This window comes from Streptomyces sp. NPDC056948 (genome assembly GCF_042674225.1).
Taxonomy (GTDB): Bacteria; Actinomycetota; Actinomycetes; order Streptomycetales; family Streptomycetaceae; genus Streptomyces; species Streptomyces purpurascens.
In genome coordinates, this window is record NZ_JBHUQX010000227.1 from 1 (window position 1) to 15,134 (window position 15,134).

At 72.0% G+C, this 15,134-nt stretch carries 15 protein-coding genes and 1 riboswitch; of the genes, 10 read left to right on the plus strand and 5 right to left on the minus strand.

Annotated elements, in window-relative coordinates:
* The coding region (locus tag ACFTZL_RS26685; protein WP_382587656.1) for a glycosyltransferase family 4 protein at positions 1-1,621 on the minus strand (1,621 nt) is incomplete at its 3' end.
* Between the two features lie 159 nt (positions 1,622-1,780).
* On the opposite strand from ACFTZL_RS26685, the gene ACFTZL_RS26690 reads away from it, so the two are divergent.
* Both ACFTZL_RS26690 and ACFTZL_RS26695 read left to right on the plus strand, forming a co-directional pair.
* Positions 1,781-2,524 carry a TetR family transcriptional regulator gene (locus ACFTZL_RS26690; protein WP_382587658.1) on the plus strand — a complete coding sequence of 248 codons (744 nt, stop codon included), beginning with the start codon at positions 1,781-1,783 and terminating at the stop codon, positions 2,522-2,524.
* Positions 2,525-2,856: 332 nt separating this feature from the next.
* Entirely contained in the window at positions 2,857-3,177 is a 321-nt protein-coding gene (locus ACFTZL_RS26695) for a GYD domain-containing protein (RefSeq protein ID WP_382587659.1), read from the plus strand.
* A gap of 38 nt (positions 3,178-3,215) precedes the next feature.
* On the opposite strand, the gene ACFTZL_RS26700 is transcribed toward ACFTZL_RS26695, so the two are convergent.
* Both ACFTZL_RS26700 and ACFTZL_RS26705 read right to left on the minus strand, forming a co-directional pair.
* Positions 3,216-3,449 (minus strand): ferredoxin, encoded by a 234-nt coding sequence (locus tag ACFTZL_RS26700; protein ID WP_382587663.1) that lies wholly within the window; start codon positions 3,447-3,449, stop codon positions 3,216-3,218.
* A 2-nt stretch (positions 3,450-3,451) separates the two neighbouring features.
* Positions 3,452-4,903 (minus strand): aldehyde dehydrogenase, encoded by a 1,452-nt coding sequence (locus tag ACFTZL_RS26705; RefSeq protein WP_382587665.1) that lies wholly within the window; start codon positions 4,901-4,903, stop codon positions 3,452-3,454.
* A gap of 169 nt (positions 4,904-5,072) precedes the next feature.
* On the opposite strand from ACFTZL_RS26705, the gene ACFTZL_RS26710 reads away from it, so the two are divergent.
* From ACFTZL_RS26710 to ACFTZL_RS26720, 3 genes are all read left to right on the plus strand, one after another.
* Positions 5,073-6,098, plus strand: coding sequence for an MBL fold metallo-hydrolase (locus ACFTZL_RS26710; RefSeq protein ID WP_382587685.1), 1,026 nt, complete (start codon positions 5,073-5,075; stop codon positions 6,096-6,098).
* Between the two features lie 63 nt (positions 6,099-6,161).
* On the plus strand, positions 6,162-6,617 hold the full coding sequence (locus tag ACFTZL_RS26715; protein ID WP_382587667.1) for a nuclear transport factor 2 family protein: 456 nt from the start codon (positions 6,162-6,164) through the stop codon (positions 6,615-6,617).
* 94 nt (positions 6,618-6,711) lie between these two features.
* Entirely contained in the window at positions 6,712-7,620 is a 909-nt protein-coding gene (locus ACFTZL_RS26720; RefSeq protein ID WP_382587669.1) for a helix-turn-helix domain-containing protein, read from the plus strand.
* A 17-nt stretch (positions 7,621-7,637) separates the two neighbouring features.
* On the opposite strand, the gene ACFTZL_RS26725 is transcribed toward ACFTZL_RS26720, so the two are convergent.
* A complete protein-coding gene (locus tag ACFTZL_RS26725) occupies positions 7,638-8,453 on the minus strand; it encodes an SAM-dependent methyltransferase (protein ID WP_382587671.1) in 816 nt (271 codons plus the stop codon).
* A gap of 33 nt (positions 8,454-8,486) precedes the next feature.
* Entirely contained in the window at positions 8,487-9,164 is a 678-nt protein-coding gene (locus ACFTZL_RS26730; RefSeq protein WP_382587673.1) for a phosphotransferase, read from the minus strand.
* Positions 9,165-9,197: 33 nt separating this feature from the next.
* A riboswitch (cobalamin riboswitch) is annotated at positions 9,198-9,344 on the plus strand.
* Positions 9,345-9,455: 111 nt separating this feature from the next.
* On the opposite strand from ACFTZL_RS26730, the gene ACFTZL_RS26735 reads away from it, so the two are divergent.
* Genes ACFTZL_RS26735 through ACFTZL_RS26755 form a run of 5 tightly spaced genes read left to right on the plus strand, consistent with a single transcriptional unit; the run spans position 9,456 to position 14,865 of the window.
* Positions 9,456-10,670, plus strand: a complete 1,215-nt coding sequence (locus ACFTZL_RS26735) for a prenyltransferase/squalene oxidase repeat-containing protein (RefSeq protein ID WP_382587675.1) — start codon at positions 9,456-9,458, stop codon at positions 10,668-10,670.
* The gene (locus ACFTZL_RS26740) at positions 10,667-11,305 is read left to right on the plus strand and encodes an SCO2322 family protein (protein ID WP_382587677.1); all 639 of its coding nucleotides are present in this window, start codon (positions 10,667-10,669) and stop codon (positions 11,303-11,305) included. The genes ACFTZL_RS26735 and ACFTZL_RS26740 overlap by 4 nt, the downstream gene beginning before the upstream one ends.
* Positions 11,292-12,419, plus strand: coding sequence for an energy-coupling factor transporter transmembrane component T (locus ACFTZL_RS26745; RefSeq protein ID WP_382587679.1), 1,128 nt, complete (start codon positions 11,292-11,294; stop codon positions 12,417-12,419). Before ACFTZL_RS26740 ends, ACFTZL_RS26745 begins: the two co-directional genes overlap by 14 nt.
* Positions 12,416-14,044 carry an ABC transporter ATP-binding protein gene (locus ACFTZL_RS26750; protein WP_382587681.1) on the plus strand — a complete coding sequence of 543 codons (1,629 nt, stop codon included), beginning with the start codon at positions 12,416-12,418 and terminating at the stop codon, positions 14,042-14,044. Before ACFTZL_RS26745 ends, ACFTZL_RS26750 begins: the two co-directional genes overlap by 4 nt.
* A complete protein-coding gene (locus tag ACFTZL_RS26755; RefSeq protein WP_382587683.1) occupies positions 14,041-14,865 on the plus strand; it encodes an ECF transporter S component in 825 nt (274 codons plus the stop codon). Before ACFTZL_RS26750 ends, ACFTZL_RS26755 begins: the two co-directional genes overlap by 4 nt.
* Positions 14,866-15,134 lie beyond the last annotated feature (269 nt).

The following is a 15,134-nucleotide window of genomic DNA, read 5'->3' on the forward strand; positions in this document are numbered from 1 at the left end:
CTACTACATCTGTGGGGGCCGCGGAGCCGGCACCCGTGGGAGCCGCGGAGCCGGCACCGGCCGGGGCGGCGGACGCGGCACCGGCCGATGCCGCGTCGGCCCCGGACGTGGCCGGGGAACCGGCAGTCGCCGAAGCGGCAGGGCCGGCACCCGCCGAACCGGTCGGCCCCACTCCGGCCGCGACCGCGGAGCGGGCGGAAGCCAGGGGCGCCGACCGCTCACCGCTCGCCACGGAACCGGCGGAAACTCCCGGGCTGGGCCGCGCACCACTCGCCGTGAAACCACCGGAAGCCCCCGGCCCGGAGCGTCCTGTCTCGCGACCGGCCCGGTCGATCGCCTCGCGGTACCGGGCCACCGTTCCTTCCGCGGCCCTGGCCCAGGTGAAGTGCCGCAGCACCCGTTCGCGCCCGGCCGCGCCGAGCCGTGCCCGCAGTTCGGCGTCGCCCAGCAGCCGGTTCAGGCCGGCGGCCAGCGCGCCCGCGTCCCCCGGGGGCACCGCCAGGCAGGTCTCCCCGTCCCGCCCCGCGACCTCGGGTATGGCGCCGCCGGTCGTGGCGAGCAGGGGCGTGCCCGTCGCCATGGCCTCCGCGGCCGGCAGCGAGAAGCCCTCGTAAAGCGACGGCACGCACGCGACCTGCGCCGAGCGCACCAGGTCGACGAGTTCCGCGTCGGAGATGCCCTTGACGAAGTCGACGGCGCCGGCGAGGTCGTACCGCTCCATCGCCTGGGCGACGGGCCCCTCCGTGGGCCGCTTGCCGACGACGACGAGGTGCGCGCCGGGCTGCTCCGTGCGCACCTTGGCGAGCGCCTCGACCAGATGGACCAGGCCCTTCAGCGGCACGTCCGCGCTGGACGTCGTCACGATCCGGCCCGGCACGACCGGCACCGAGGGATCCGGCGAGAACAGGTCCGTGTCGGCGCCGATATGGACCACGTGGATCCGGTCCTGGCGTACACCGAGGTGGTCGACGATCTCCTGGCGGGACGTGCCGGAGACGGTGAGCACGGAGGGGAGCCTGCGGGCGACGCGCTTCTGCATGCGGGTGAAGGCGTACCAGCGGCGCACCGACAAGCGCCGCTTCCAGCCGTCCGCGGCGTCGAGCTCCAACTGCCGGTCGACGGTGATGGGGTGGTGGATCGTGGTCACCAGGGGCGCGCCCACGTCTCCCAGCAGCCCGTACCCGAGCGTCTGGTTGTCGTGGACGATGTCGAACTCGCCGCGGCGGGCCAGCAGATGGCGGCGGGCGCGCAGCGAGAAGGTCAGGGGCTCGGGGAAGCCGCCGGTCCACATGGTCGCCACTTCGAGCGCGTCGATCCAGTCGCGGTACTCGTCGCGCCCCGGGGTGCGGAAAGGATCCGGCTGGCGGTAGAGGTCGAGGCTGGGCAGCTCGGTGAGGCTCTGGCCGTCGTAGCCCTCGTCGAGGACGGGGTAGGGCTGGGCACCGATGACCTCGACGCGGTGGCCGAGGCGGGACAGTTCGCGCGAGAGGTGCCGGACGTAGACACCCTGGCCGCCGCAGAACGGGTTCCCTTTATAGGTGAGGAGCGCGATGTGGAGCGGTCGCGAGCCGTCGGCGGCGGGGTCCTCCGCGGGCCCGGCCTCCCTGGCCTCAGCGGTCACTCTGGCCCCCTTCTCCCTGCACTGTCCCGCGAGATTACGCCGGGACGCTAATCTAGAACAAGTTTCAGACTTGATCGTTCGGAGGCTCTGAATCTACCGGCAGGTAGGGGCGCTGTGACCAGTGGATCAGGTGATTCACGCCACGGCCGGTGCCGTGCCATGCTGTCTGATCACTTGCCCTCACGGACCGTCACGGAACGGGACCCGAGCCCCGCGGAAGCCAAGGTGAACACAGTGGCCAAGGTGGAAGCCAGAGCCGCAGCCCCCGCCTCCCCTCCCCTCACGGAGCGACAGGAGGCCCGCCGTCGCCGCATCCTGCACGCGAGCGCGCAACTGGCCAGCCGGGGCGGTTTCGACGCCGTGCAGATGCGCGAGGTCGCGGAGTCCTCACAGGTGGCGCTCGGCACCCTCTACCGCTACTTCCCCTCCAAGATCCACCTGCTGGTCGCCACGATGCAGGACCAGTTGGAGCACATGCACGGCACGCTGCGGAAGAAGCCCCCGCAGGGCGAGTCGGAGGCCGAGCGGGTCGCGGAGACGCTGATGCGGGCCTTCCGCGCCCTGCAGCGCGAGCCGCATCTGGCCGACGCGATGGTCCGGGCCCTCACCTTCGCCGACCGGAGCGTGAGCCCGGAGGTCGACCAGGTCTCACGGCAGACGACGGCGATCATCCTGGACGCGATGGGACTGGAGGACCCGACGCCGGAGCAGCTCTCGGCGGTCCGGGTCATCGAGCACACCTGGCACTCGGCGCTGATCACCTGGCTGTCGGGCCGCGCCTCGATCGCCCAGGTGCGGATCGACATCGAGACGGTGTGCCGGCTGATCGCCCTGACGAAACCGGAAGCACAGAAGCCGGAAGCACAGAAGCCGGAAGCACAGAAGCCGGAAGGGCAGAAGTAGAACCTACGAGACGGGTTCCCTTCGCCGGCATGGTCCGGATCAGGTGCTGGGGGTCGCCCTCCGGTCGCTCGGCCTCTCGGCCTTGCGTCCTTCCGGCCTCTCAGCCCTACCGTCGCAGTCGGCACCGGCGGAAACCCAAAACCTCTGGCGTCCTGCCACCGTCGGCTACTCCGGTCGGACTCCCTCACTCGCCTCGTAGGCCAATTCCAGGCTAGAACTTCTGCCCGCAGAAGAAACCCCCCTAGGCGATATTTTTCGGAGTTCTTCCGACTGATGGATCATAAGAGGGTAAGAGCGACTGCTGGGACATACCGGAACGTGGAGGTGTGCTCATGTCGAAGTACCTCTTCAAGGTCAAGCTGACCCCGGAAGGACTGAAGGGTCTGCTCAGCGAGGGCGGCACCGCGCGGAGCGAGGTCGTAGGACGCATGGTCGAGGGCCTCGGGGGCCGGGTGGAGACCATGTACTGGGCGTTCGGCGACGACGACGTCTATCTCACGGCGGAGCTGCCCGGCAACACCTCCGCCGCCGCCATGAGCATGGTCGTGTCGGCCGCCGGCGGCGTGCGCACGAGCACGGTCGTACTCCTGTCGGCCGACGAGGTCGACGAGGCGGTCCGGCAGAAGGTGCAGTACCGGGCCCCCGGCGCCTGACACCCGCACCGGCCGACGCCCCCTGGGCCGGGCACGGGCTAGTCCTCCGGCGGGAACACCGGCTCGCCGCCACCCCCCAGCGTGATCACGATCGCCTCCACCGGGCAGCTCTCCGCCGCCTCCAGGACCCGCTCGTTCGCGTCCGTGTCCGGGGCGAGCGGATGGGACTGGCGGGCCGGGTCCAGGCGGAAGCCGTCCGGGGCGTGGTGAACGCACTGGGCACTGCCGATGCACAGGGAGCGGTCGACCTCGACGTGCCAGCGGTCGCCCATCTCTACGCTTCCGCCGGGAGATGGATCATCTTGTGCTCCAGGTACTCCCCGTACCCCTCGGGCCCGAACTCCCGCCCCAGGCCCGAGTTCTTGTAGCCGCCGAAGGGGCCCAGCATGTCCAGGCTGAAGGTGTTGACCGAGTACGTGCCCGTGCGGACCTGCCGGGCGATGTCGATGCCGTGCTCGACGTCCGCGGTCCAGACGCTGCCGCTCAGCCCGTAGTCGGAGTCGTTGGCGATCTTCACGGCGTCGGACTCGTCGTCGTAGGGCAGCAGGCAGATGACCGGGCCGAAGATCTCCTCGCGGGCGATGCGCATGGAGTTGTCGACGTCGCCGAAGAGGGTCGGTTCGACGTACCAGCCGCGGTCCAGGCCGGCCGGGCGGCCGCCGCCCGTGAGGATCTTCGCGCCCTCCTCCTGCCCGATGCGGATGTAGTCGAGGTTGCGCTGCTGCTGCCGCCTGGCCACGAGCGGGCCCACCTGGGTGGCGGGGTCCAGCGGGTCGCCGACCACGAGCGCACCGGCCGCCGCGGCGAGGGCGTCGGCGAACTCGTCGTAGCGGGCGCGCGGGAGCAGGATGCGGGTCTGGGCGACGCAGGCCTGGCCGTTGTTCATCCAGGCCGCGGGGGCGATGCCCGCGACGGCCGTCTCGACGTCCGCGTCGGGCAGGACGACGGCGGCCGACTTGCCGCCCAGTTCGAGCGTCACGCGGGTGAGATTGCGGGCCGCCACCTCCATCACACGCTTCCCGGCCGCGACCGACCCGGTGAAGGACACCTTGTCGATGCCGGGGTGCCCGACCAGGTACTCGCTCACCTCCCGGTCGGCGGGCAGGATCGACAGCACGCCCTCGGGCAGCCCGGCCTCGCGGGCGATCTCGCCGAGCAGATACGCGTCCAGCGGCGACTCGGGCGAGGGCTTGAGGACGACCGTGCAGCCGGTGAGCAGCGCGGGGGCGAGCTTGGCGGCGGCGACGAACTGCGGGACGTTCCAGGGCACGACGGCCGCGACGACCCCGACGGGCTCACGCCGTACGAGGATGCGGCCGAGCACACCGTCCCGGCGCTCCTCGTAGGTGAAGTTCCGCGCGACGGTGATCGCCGAGTCCCAGACCATCACCGCGCCGAAGGCCTGGGCGAGGACGCTCCAGGAGTACGGCGAGCCGTTCTGGCCGGAGATCACGCGGGCGATCTCCTCGTGCCGGGCGACGATCCCGTCCTTGATCCGGCTCACGACCTCGATCCGCTCGTCGAGGCTCATGCGCGGCCAGGGCCCCGCGTCGAACGCCCGCCGCGCCACCCCCACGGCCCGGTCCACATCCGCGGTCGAGGCGTGCGGGACGCGTCCGATGACCTCTTCCGTGTGCGGCGAGATCACCTCGATGACGTCCTCGCCCAGGGGGTCGGTCAACTCCCCGCCGATGAAAAGCTGTCCGTGTTCCACGAGTTCGGTCATGGCCGACTGCCTCCCCGGGAGCGTTCTCTGACGGTTCATCAGATAAGCCCACAGATACCAGCCCCGCCCGCAGGAGTCCACGGACCGCACATCACCGGGAACTCCCAATGGAACCGGTTCTAGTTATAGTGACGGGGACGCGGCGACAGGGGAGCCCATGACACAGGTCATGCCACAGGCGACGGATCACGGCGGAGGCGTCCGGTCCCTCCGGGTCCCCATCCCGGACAACCCTCTCGGCCACACGCTCGTGTACGTCGTCGACACCGACCGGGGGCCGGTGCTCATCGACACCGGCTGGGACGACCCGGAGTCCTGGGACACCCTCGCGAACGGCCTCACGGCGTGCGGCACCTCGGTGGCCGAGATCCACGGCGTGGTCATCACCCACCACCACCCGGACCACCACGGCCTGTCCGGCCGGGTCCGCGAGGCGTCGGGCGCCTGGATCGCGATGCACGCGGCGGACACCGCGGTCGTACGACGGACCCGGGAAGCCCGGCCCGAGCGCTGGTTCTCGTACATGACGGCCAAGCTCACCGCCGCCGGCGCGCCCGAGGAGCACATCGCCCCGCTGCGCACACCCCGGCCCCGCGCCCTGCCCGGCCTCTCCCCCGCCCTGCCCGACCGCGACATCGTCCCGGGCGAACTCCTGGACCTCGCCGGCCGCCGCCTGCGCGCGATCTGGACCCCGGGGCACACGCCCGGCCACGTCTGCCTCCATCTGGAGGAGACCCACCCCGCCCGGCTCCCGGGACACGGCCGCCTGTTCTCCGGAGACCACCTGCTGCCCGGGATCACTCCGCACATCGGCCTCTACGAGGACCCCGACGACGCCACGGTCACCGATCCCCTCGGCGACTACCTCGACAGCCTCGAACGCGTGGGCCGCCTCGCCCCCGCCGAGGTGCTCCCGGCCCACCAGCACCCCTTCCCGGACGCCGCCGCCCGCGTACACGAACTGCTCGACCACCACGAGGCCCGCCTCACCTCCCTGCGAGCCCTTCTCGCCGAGCCCCTCACGCCCTGGCAGCTCGCCGAACGCATGGAGTGGAACCGCCCCTGGGAGCAGATCCCGTACGGCTCCCGGAACATCGCGGTCTCGGAGGCCGAGGCCCATCTGCGCCGCCTGGTCAAACTGGGCCGGGCGGAGGCGGTGCCGGGGAGCGAGCCGGTGAGGTACGTGGCCGTCTAGGTGCCTACGTGGCCGTCCGGGTGACGTACACGGCTGCCCAGGCCGGGTGCTAGAACCAAGCCCATGGACCCCATGGAGCACCTCCTCGCCGAACGCGCCTGCGAGCGTCTGATCCTCGACTTCGTCCACCGGCTCGACCTGGGCGACCCCTCCTCCGTCGCCGAGCTGTTCACCGAGGACGGTGTCTGGCAGTGGCCGCAGGACGGGCGGCTGGTCAAGGGCCGCGACGCCCTGCGCACGTACTTCGGCTCCCGCCCCGCCGACCGGCTCTCCCGCCGCATGATGTCCAACGTCCTGGTCACGCTGGAGTCCCCGGACGCCGCCAGGGCGATCTCGTACTTCACGACGTACCGCGTCGACGGCTACGACGGCGGCGTCATCCCGGCCGGGCCGCCGGTCCAGGTCGGGCACTACGAGGACGCCTTTCGCCGGGCCGACGGCGCCTGGCTGATCGCCTCCCGGACTCTTCACCTGCCCTTCGGCGGTCCCACACCGCGCCCGAACTCTCCTTTGGCATAAGCAGGATGGGGTCAGGGCAGGGCCTCTACGATGAACGAGCCGCGGCGCCCCCACGCGCGTGCGGCGTTGCGTACCACCGCAAGGAGACATACCCATGGGCACCGAAGAGGCCGCTCCGACATCGCCCTTCAGCGGAGTCCTGGACGGGAGATCCGCCGGGCCCATGGTCCCTCGGCTGGCGCTGGGCGCCCGGCTGCGCAGGCTGCGCGACGCGCGAGCCATCGGCAGGGCGGAGGCGGGTGACGTCATCCGCGCCTCCCCCTCCAAGATCAGCCGCATGGAGGCCGGCCGCCACGGGTTCAAACTGCGGGACGTCGCCGACCTGCTCACGTACTACGGCGTCACGGACGAGGCCGAACGCGCCACGCTGCTGGCGCTGGCCGAACAGGCCAACACCCACGCCTGGTGGCAGTACTACAGCGACGTGGTGCCCTCCTGGACGCAGTCCTACCTCGGTGCCGAGCAGGCGGCGAGCGTCATCCGCTGCTTCCAGATCCAGCGCGTTCCCGAACTGCTCCAGACCCCCGGCTACGCGCGTGCCGCCGTCCTGCTCGCCCACACCGACGCCGACGCGCGGGAGGTCGACCGCCGGGTGGCGTTGCGGATGACCCGGCAACGGGTCCTGCACCGGCAGCCGGGCGCGGCCCAGCTCTGGGCCGTGATCGACGAGGCGGCGCTGCGGCGCCCGGTGGGCGGGCCGGAGGTGATGCGCGGCCAGCTCAGGCATCTCATCGAGGTCTGCCGGCTTCCGCAGGTCACCGTCCAGATCCTGCCGTTCCTCTCCGGCGGGCATGCCGCGGAGGGCGGTCCGGTCACCATTCTGCGGCTGCCCGGCGGCCAGTTGCCCGACGTGGTCTACCTCGAGCAGCTCACCACCGCGCTCTATCCCGACCGGCCGGCCGACATCGAGCGCTACTGGGACGCCATGAACCGGCTGGTGGTCGAAGCCGAGTCACCGGACGAGACTCCGACCATCCTGCACCGCATACTTCAGGAGACCTGAGCGAGGCCCCCCGGGGTTCAGCGCTTGAGGGCGACGCCTCCGTACTGGTGCACCTCCGCGGGCAGGCCCAGGGCCTCGGCGTCGGGACGCCAGCGCGAGCAGGACGTGACGCCCGGCTCCAGCAGCTCCAGACCGTCGAAGTAGCGGGCGATCTGCTCGGGGCTGCGCAGGATGTACGGGATCGAGCCGCCGTCGTTGTACTGCCCGATGGCCCGGACGTAGTCCTCGCTGGTGTCAGTGCTGTCGTACTGGACGAGGTAGCTGCCGGGAGGCAGGGCGTCCACGAGCTGCCGCACGATCTCGCGGGCCTCGTCGTGGTCCTCGATGTGACCGAGGATGCCCATCAGCAAGAGCGCGACGGGCTGGTCGAAGTCCAGCGTCTTACCGGCTTCCCGGACGATCGTGCTCGGCTTGCGCAGGTCGGCGTCGACGTAGTTGGTGACGCCTTCCGGTGTGCTGGTGAGCAGCGCGCGGGCGTGGGCCAGCACCAGCGGGTCGTTGTCGACGTACACGATCCGGCTCTCCGGGGCCACCCGCTGGGCGATCTGGTGGGTGTTGTCCACGTTGGGCAGCCCGGTGCCGATGTCCAGGAACTGGCGGATGCCCTCTTCGGCGGCGAGATGGCGAACGGCGCGGGCGAGGAAGTAGCGGGCGGCGCGGGCTCCGGTCTCGATACCGGGGAAGATCTCACGGAACGCGTCACCGGCCACACGGTCGACTTCGTAGTTGTCCTTCCCGCCCAGCCAGTAGTTCCAGATCCGGGCCGAGTGCGGAACCGAGGTATCGATCTTGGAGAGCGGCTCCTGCTCGGAGTTCTCCACCTGCTCAGTCATGGACGCTCCTGCGTGTGGTCGTGGAGCTTCACGTTAACCGCTTTGCCCCACGGACAGGATCAACTCCTCGGCGTGGTGCAGCAGTTCGACCTCCATCCGGCTCATCGTCGGACTACCGGCCCGGCGGCGCAGGGCCTCCGCAAGGGCGGGCCGGGTGAGCGGGGACGGGTCGGCGAGGAGGGCGGCCAGCATGGCGCGGGCGGGGGCCGAGAGTGCGTCGCCGGAGACGGCGGCCTGGGCGAGGATCACCGCCGAGGCGGCCCAGTCCAGGCCCGGATCGCCCTCCTCCGTGTCGGACCAGTCGATGACGCGAGGCCCCTCGGGCGTGAGCATCACGTTCTCCGGGTGGAGGTCCAGATGGAGGACGCGGACCGCCGGGTCGGGCGAGCGCAGAGCGGGAAGAGTGTGGAGGTCGCGCAGCAGCCGGGCCAGGATCGAGCCGGCCTCCGTCACATCCAGCGCGCCCGCAAGGCACGCCTGGAGCATGGTCGGGCCGGAGAGCCGCTCCATCACCAGGTCGGTACGCGAGCCGGTCGGACGGACCCGGGGAACCGGATAGCCGTGGGCACGCACATGCTCCATCACCGCCCCCTCGGCCGCCGCATCACCCCCGCCCTCCCGCTCCCGCCGCAGCACCCACCCCTCGTCGATCTCGTACACATCGGCGCGGCGGCCCGAGCCGAGGAGTCTTCCCGATGGCGTTGTCGGCATGGGGCGAAGCTACCCGGCCGTAGAGCGGCCTCAGCCCGTTTTGGACGTGCGGGTACAGTGAGCAGGTCGTCATCACACCGTACTGGGAGAAGCCGGTGCAATTCCGGCGCTGACCCGCAACCGTGAACCGCCCGCCGAGGCAGGCGGTGAGCCGGATCGCCCCGTACGGTTCGTGACCGGCTCACGTGCCCGGCGCCTGCCGGTACACGGCACCGTCGAGGTATACGGAGCCGAGCCGCCGGGGTGTCCCGTGCTGCCCGGCTCCCTCACAGGGAGAGGCACCCGCCGATCATGAACGTCCGCCGCAGCGCCGCGGTCCTGGCCGCCGCCACCGTGATCGGCGCCGCCACGCCGGCCGCCGCCGCACCGTCGCCGACTCCGTCCCAGGCGTTCCCCTCCGCCCTGTACGGGGACAAGGACCCCAAGTTCGACGGCGTCTGGCGCCAGTCGCTCGCCCTGCTGGCCCAGGACACGGTGGGTGAGAAGCCGGCCGCCGAGTCCGTCGAGTGGCTGGTCCGGCAGCAGTGCGAGGAGGGTGGGTTCGCCGCGTACCGCCCGGACCCCACCGCCGCGTGCGACGCCAAGACCATGCTCGACACCAACGCCACGGCCGCCGCCGTCCAGGCCCTCGCCGCGCTCGGCGGACAGGACGCCGCCGCCGACAAGGCCGTCGGCTGGCTGAAGTCCGTCCAGAACAAGGACGGCGGCTGGGGCTACGCGCCCGGCGGCGCCAGCGACACCAACTCCACGTCCGTCGTCATCGGCGCGCTGACCGCCGCGGGCGAGAAGCCCGACCAGGTCGAGAAGGGCGGGAAGTCGCCCTACGACGCCCTGCTGAAGCTCGCCCTCCCCTGCGGCGGGGACGGCGACGGCGCCTTCGCGTTCCAGCCCGACAAGAAGGGCAAGCTGGCCGCCAACGCGGACGCCACGGCGGCGGGTGTGCTCGGCGCCCTGGGCAAGGACATGGTGGTGGAGGCGGGTAAGAAGTCCGACGTCACCTGTGCGGATCCCGGTACGCCGGACCAGGCCGCCGCCAACGGAGCCTCCTACCTCACCCAGATCCTCACCAAGGACGACGACCACCTCACCTCCGCCCTCGCCGGCTCGGACCCCCAGCCCGACCACGGCAACACCGCCGACGCTGTCGTGGCACTCGCCGCGCGGGGTGACACCGAGCAGGCCGAGAAGTCCGTGCGCTGGCTGGAGAAGAACTCCGCCACCTGGGCCGAGCAGGGCGGCCCCGCCGCCTACGCCCAGCTCATCTTCGCCGCGCACGCGACGGGCGCGAACCCGCGCGACTTCGGCGGCACGGACCTGGTGAAGCAGCTCAACGCGACGGGCCCGGCCCCGCAGGCCCCCGAACAGCCCTCGGCGACCGACAAGAAGAACGACTCGGACTCGACGTCGGACTTCTTCGGCGTCTGGTGGTACGTCGGGGTCTGCCTCGTCGCCGGTATCGGCATCGGTTTCCTCTTCACCGGCCGCAAGAAGAGGCAGCAGTCGTGATCCGCCGGGCCGTTCTCCTCCTCCTGGCCTCGCTCCTGCTGTGCGCGGGCGCGGGCCAGGCCCAGGCCGCCGGCTACCGGTACTGGTCGTTCTGGGACCGCGACGGCGACCGCTGGGTCTACGCCACCCAGGGCCCGTCCATGGCCCGTCCCTCGGACGGCGACGTGCAGGGCTTCCGCTTCGCGGTGAGCGAGGACTCCTCCGAGGCGGCCCGGCCGCGCGGCACGGCCGACTTCGGGACCATCTGCGCGAAGACGCCCGCGCGGGACGGCAGGAAGCGGGTGGCTCTCGTCATCGACTCCGGCACGAAGGCGGACGCCCCCCAGGGCGAGACCCCGCCCCCCGCCCGAACGGCCTGCGCCCGGGTCTCCCCCGACGCGACCACGGCAGAGGCCCTCGCTACGGTCGCCAAGCCTCTGCGCTACGACACGAACGCCCTGTTGTGCGCGATCGCGGATTACCCCGAGAAGGGCTGCGGAGAGCAGGTGACGAGCTCCCGCAAGTCGGCACCGGCGGCGAAGAAGGACACGTCCGACGACAACGGCCCGTCCCTGGGCCTGCTGGCGGGCATCGCCGTGGTGACGGTACTGGGCGCGGCGGCGATCTGGCAGGTACGGCGGCGTGACCAGACTTAGCGGCACGGCCCGGCTCAGCCCCGGGCCGGCACACCCCCAGCGCCGGCCCCGAGCCCCTCTGCACCCCGGCGCCTGGTGGCTCTGGTCGCTCTCCCTCGGCACCGCGGCCACCCGCACCACCAACCCCCTTCTCCTCTCCCTCCTCATCACGGTCTCCGCCTACGTCGTGGCGACCTGCCGCCCCTCCACCCCCTGGTCCCGTTCCTACGGCGCCTTCGTCAAACTCGCCCTCGCCGTCCTGGTCGTCCGGCTTCTCTTCGCGATCGTCCTCGGCTCCCCCATCCCCGGCACGCACACCCTCGTCACGCTCCCCGAGGTGCCCCTCCCCGACTGGGCCCAGGGCATCCGCCTCGGCGGCGAGGTCACGGCCGAGGCCCTCACCTTCGCGTTGTACGACGGTCTGAGACTGGCCACCCTGCTCGTCTGCGTCGGCGCCGCGAACGCCCTCGCCAACCCCTCCCGCCTCCTCAAGTCCCTCCCGGGCGCCCTGTACGAGATGGGTGTCGCGGTCGTCGTCGCCCTCACCTTCGCGCCGAACCTCATCGCCGACGTCCAGCGTCTGCGCGCCGCCCGGCGGCTGCGCGGCCGCCCGGACAAGGGCGTCCGGGGCCTGTTGCAGGTGGGCCTCCCGGTCCTGGAGGGCGCGTTGGAGCGCTCGGTGTCCCTGGCCGCCGCGATGGACGCCCGCGGCTACGGCCGTACCGCCCAGGTTCCGGCCGCGGTCCGCCGTACCACCGCCGCCCTCACTCTCGGCGGTCTGCTCGGCGTCTGCGCGGGAACGTACGGACTGCTCACCGCCGAGGGCGCCACCTACGGCTTCCCGGTCCTCCTCGTCGGCCTCGCCGCCGCCCTCGCGGGTCTCCGGCTCGGCGGCCGGCGGTCGCTGCGCACCCGGTACCGCCCGGACCGCTGGGACGTGCGCGCCCTGCTGGTCGTCGCCTCCGGCGTGGCGGTCGCCGCGCTGCTCGTACTCGCCGCCGTCCGGGACCCCGCGGCCCTGCACCCCGGCGTGGTGCCGCTCGTGGCCCCCACGCTCCCCCTCTGGCCCGCGGCGGCGATCCTCCTCGGTCTGCTGCCCGCGTTCGTCGCCCCCGATCCCAAGGAGCCGTCGTGATCCGCTTCGAGGACGTCTCCGTGACGTACGACGGTGCCTCCGAACCCACCGTCCAGGGCATCGACTTCGAGGTCCCGGAGGGCGAACTCGTCCTCCTGGCCGGCCCGTCCGGCGTCGGCAAGTCCACCGTCCTGGGCGCGGTCAGCGGGCTCGTGCCGCACTTCACCGGCGGCACCCTGCGCGGCCGGGTCACGGTGGCCGGACGCGACACCCGCACGCACAAGCCGCGCGAACTCGCCGATGTCGTCGGCACGGTGGGCCAGGACCCGCTCGCCCACTTCGTCACCGACACCGTCGAGGACGAACTCGCCTACGGCATGGAGTCGCTGGGCCTCGCCCCGGAGGTGATGCGCCGCCGCGTGGAGGAGACCCTCGACCTCCTCGGCCTGGCCGACCTGCGCAACCGCCCGATCGCCACTCTCTCGGGCGGCCAGCAGCAGCGCGTCGCGATCGGCTCGGTCCTCACCCCGCACCCGAGCGTCCTGGTCCTGGACGAGCCGACCTCCGCGCTCGACCCCGCAGCCGCCGAAGAGGTCCTGGCGGTCCTCCAGCGCCTCGTACACGACCTCGGCACGACGGTCTTCATGGCCGAACACCGCCTGGAACGCGTCATCCAGTACGCCGACCAGGTCGCCCTGCTACCGGCCCCGGGCGAGCCGCCGACCCTGGGCACCCCGGCCGAGGTGATGGCCGTGTCCCCGGTGTACCCCCCGGTGGTGGCTTTGGGCCGCCTGGCGGGCTGGACGCCCTTGCCGCTGACGGTCCGTGACGCGCGACGGAAGGCAGCGGATCTTCGCCAACAGCTGAGCATCGTCCCAAAGGGGCGCGGGGAACTGCGCGACCAGCCACGAACAACCCGCACAGCCGAAGTACGAGCCCTCTCAGTAACCCGCTCCCGCATCCAAGCCCTACGCCACATCGACCTCACCATCACCCCCGGCGAAACCATCGCCCTCATGGGCCGAAACGGCGCCGGAAAATCCACGCTCCTCAACTCACTCGTCGGCCTCATCACGCCCACCTCCGGAACCATCCGACTCGGCGAAGCCACACCCCACCGCACCACCCCGAGGGACCTCGTCCGCAAGGTCGGCCTCGTCCCCCAGGAACCCCGCGACCTGCTCTACGCCGACACCGTCACCGCCGAGTGCACGGCGGCCGACCAGGACGCGGAAGCGACTCCCGGCACCTGCCGCGCCCTGGTCACCGAGCTGCTCCCGGGCGTCACCGACGACACCCACCCCCGGGACCTCTCGGAGGGCCAGCGCCTGGCCCTCGCCCTGGCCGTCGTACTGACCGCCCGGCCCCCGCTGCTCCTGCTGGACGAGCCCACCCGCGGCCTGGACTACGCGGCGAAGGCCCGCCTGGTCGGTGTCCTGCGCAAGCTGGCGGAGGAGGGGCACGCCATCGTGCTGGCGACGCATGACGTGGAGCTGGCCGCCGAGATCGCCCACCGGGTGGTGCTCCTGGCCGAGGGCGAGGTGATCGCCGACGGCCCGACCGCGGAGGTCGTGGTCTCCTCGCCGTCCTTCGCCCCGCAGGTCACCAAGATCCTGGCCCCGCAGCACTGGCTCACGGTCTCCCAGGTCCGCGCGGCCCTCCCGCAGCCCGGGACCGGCTCATGAACGCCCAGCGCCAGGCCCGTGCCGTCCGTCTCGGTCCCCGCTCCCTCACGGCCCTGGTCCTCGTCAGTGCCGTAGGTGCCGCCGGTTTCGGCTGGCCCTTCCTCGCCCCGCCCACCTCGCAGCTCAGCGCCCACGCGCAGGACGCGCCCTGGCTCTTCGCGGGCCTGCTGGTGCTGCTCGTGGCCGTGGTGGCCGCGGCGATCTCGGAGTCCGGTCTGGGCCCGAAGGCGGTCGCGATGCTCGGCGTGCTGGCCGCCACGGGGGCCGCCCTGCGGCCGATCGGCGCCGGTACCGCCGGGATCGAGCCGATGTTCTTCCTGATGGTGCTGAGCGGCCGGGTCCTCGGCCCTGGCTTCGGGTTCGTCCTCGGCTCGGTGACGATGTTCGCGTCCGCGCTGCTCACGGGCGGGGTGGGCCCGTGGCTGCCGTTCCAGATGCTGGCGATGGGCTGGTTCGCGATGGGCGCGGGCCTGCTGCCGGGCCCGGACCGGCTGCGCGGCCGTACCGAGCTGGTGATGCTCGCCGGCTACGGCTTCCTCGCCGCCTTCGCCTACGGCACGGTGATGAACATGGCGGGCTGGCCCTTCATGAGCGCGCTCGCCTCGAACGTCGCCTTCGACCCGCAGGCAGCGGTCCCCGCCAATCTGGCCCGATTCCTGGCGTACTGCCTGGCCACCTCGCTCGGCTGGGACCTGGGCCGGGCCGTCGTCACGGTCGTCCTGACGCTGACCCTCGGTCCGGCGGTGCTCAGGGCGCTGCGCCGCGCCACGCGCCGGGCGGCGTTCGAGACGCCGGTCACGTTCGACGCGCCCCGGCAGTGAGGCATCCCACGTGACTCAGGTCACATACGAAGCGAGGCCGTAGGGACCACTCCCGGTCACGGGCCGGACCATCACTCCGGGTGCGGTCACACCTAGTAAAAGGGGGCATTGCGGTCATTCGCGATGACTGTTTCTGTGGGCGACTGCCCCGTCCACGACGAAAGGTCACGCGTGCCCGCCGCTTCCGTCCTCCGCCGTGCCGCCACCCCGAAGAACGCTCTCGCCGGTACCGCCCTGGCCGCCGCCACCTGCGGCACCCTGATCGCCGC

What these genes read in the sequence shown, in the direction of transcription:
- ACFTZL_RS26690 (WP_382587658.1), top strand. Translation starts at nt 1,781, where the DNA reads ATGCTGTCTGATCACTTGCCCTCACGGACCGTCACGGAACGGGACCCG.
- ACFTZL_RS26695 (WP_382587659.1), top strand. Translation starts at nt 2,857, where the DNA reads ATGTCGAAGTACCTCTTCAAGGTCAAGCTGACCCCGGAAGGACTGAAG.
- ACFTZL_RS26700 (WP_382587663.1), bottom strand. Translation starts at nt 3,449, where the DNA reads ATGGGCGACCGCTGGCACGTCGAGGTCGACCGCTCCCTGTGCATCGGC.
- ACFTZL_RS26705 (WP_382587665.1), bottom strand. Translation starts at nt 4,903, where the DNA reads ATGACCGAACTCGTGGAACACGGACAGCTTTTCATCGGCGGGGAGTTG.
- ACFTZL_RS26710 (WP_382587685.1), top strand. Translation starts at nt 5,073, where the DNA reads ATGCCACAGGCGACGGATCACGGCGGAGGCGTCCGGTCCCTCCGGGTC.
- ACFTZL_RS26715 (WP_382587667.1), top strand. Translation starts at nt 6,162, where the DNA reads ATGGACCCCATGGAGCACCTCCTCGCCGAACGCGCCTGCGAGCGTCTG.
- ACFTZL_RS26720 (WP_382587669.1), top strand. Translation starts at nt 6,712, where the DNA reads ATGGGCACCGAAGAGGCCGCTCCGACATCGCCCTTCAGCGGAGTCCTG.
- ACFTZL_RS26725 (WP_382587671.1), bottom strand. Translation starts at nt 8,453, where the DNA reads ATGACTGAGCAGGTGGAGAACTCCGAGCAGGAGCCGCTCTCCAAGATC.
- ACFTZL_RS26730 (WP_382587673.1), bottom strand. Translation starts at nt 9,164, where the DNA reads ATGCCGACAACGCCATCGGGAAGACTCCTCGGCTCGGGCCGCCGCGCC.
- ACFTZL_RS26735 (WP_382587675.1), top strand. Translation starts at nt 9,456, where the DNA reads ATGAACGTCCGCCGCAGCGCCGCGGTCCTGGCCGCCGCCACCGTGATC.
- ACFTZL_RS26755 (WP_382587683.1), top strand. Translation starts at nt 14,041, where the DNA reads ATGAACGCCCAGCGCCAGGCCCGTGCCGTCCGTCTCGGTCCCCGCTCC.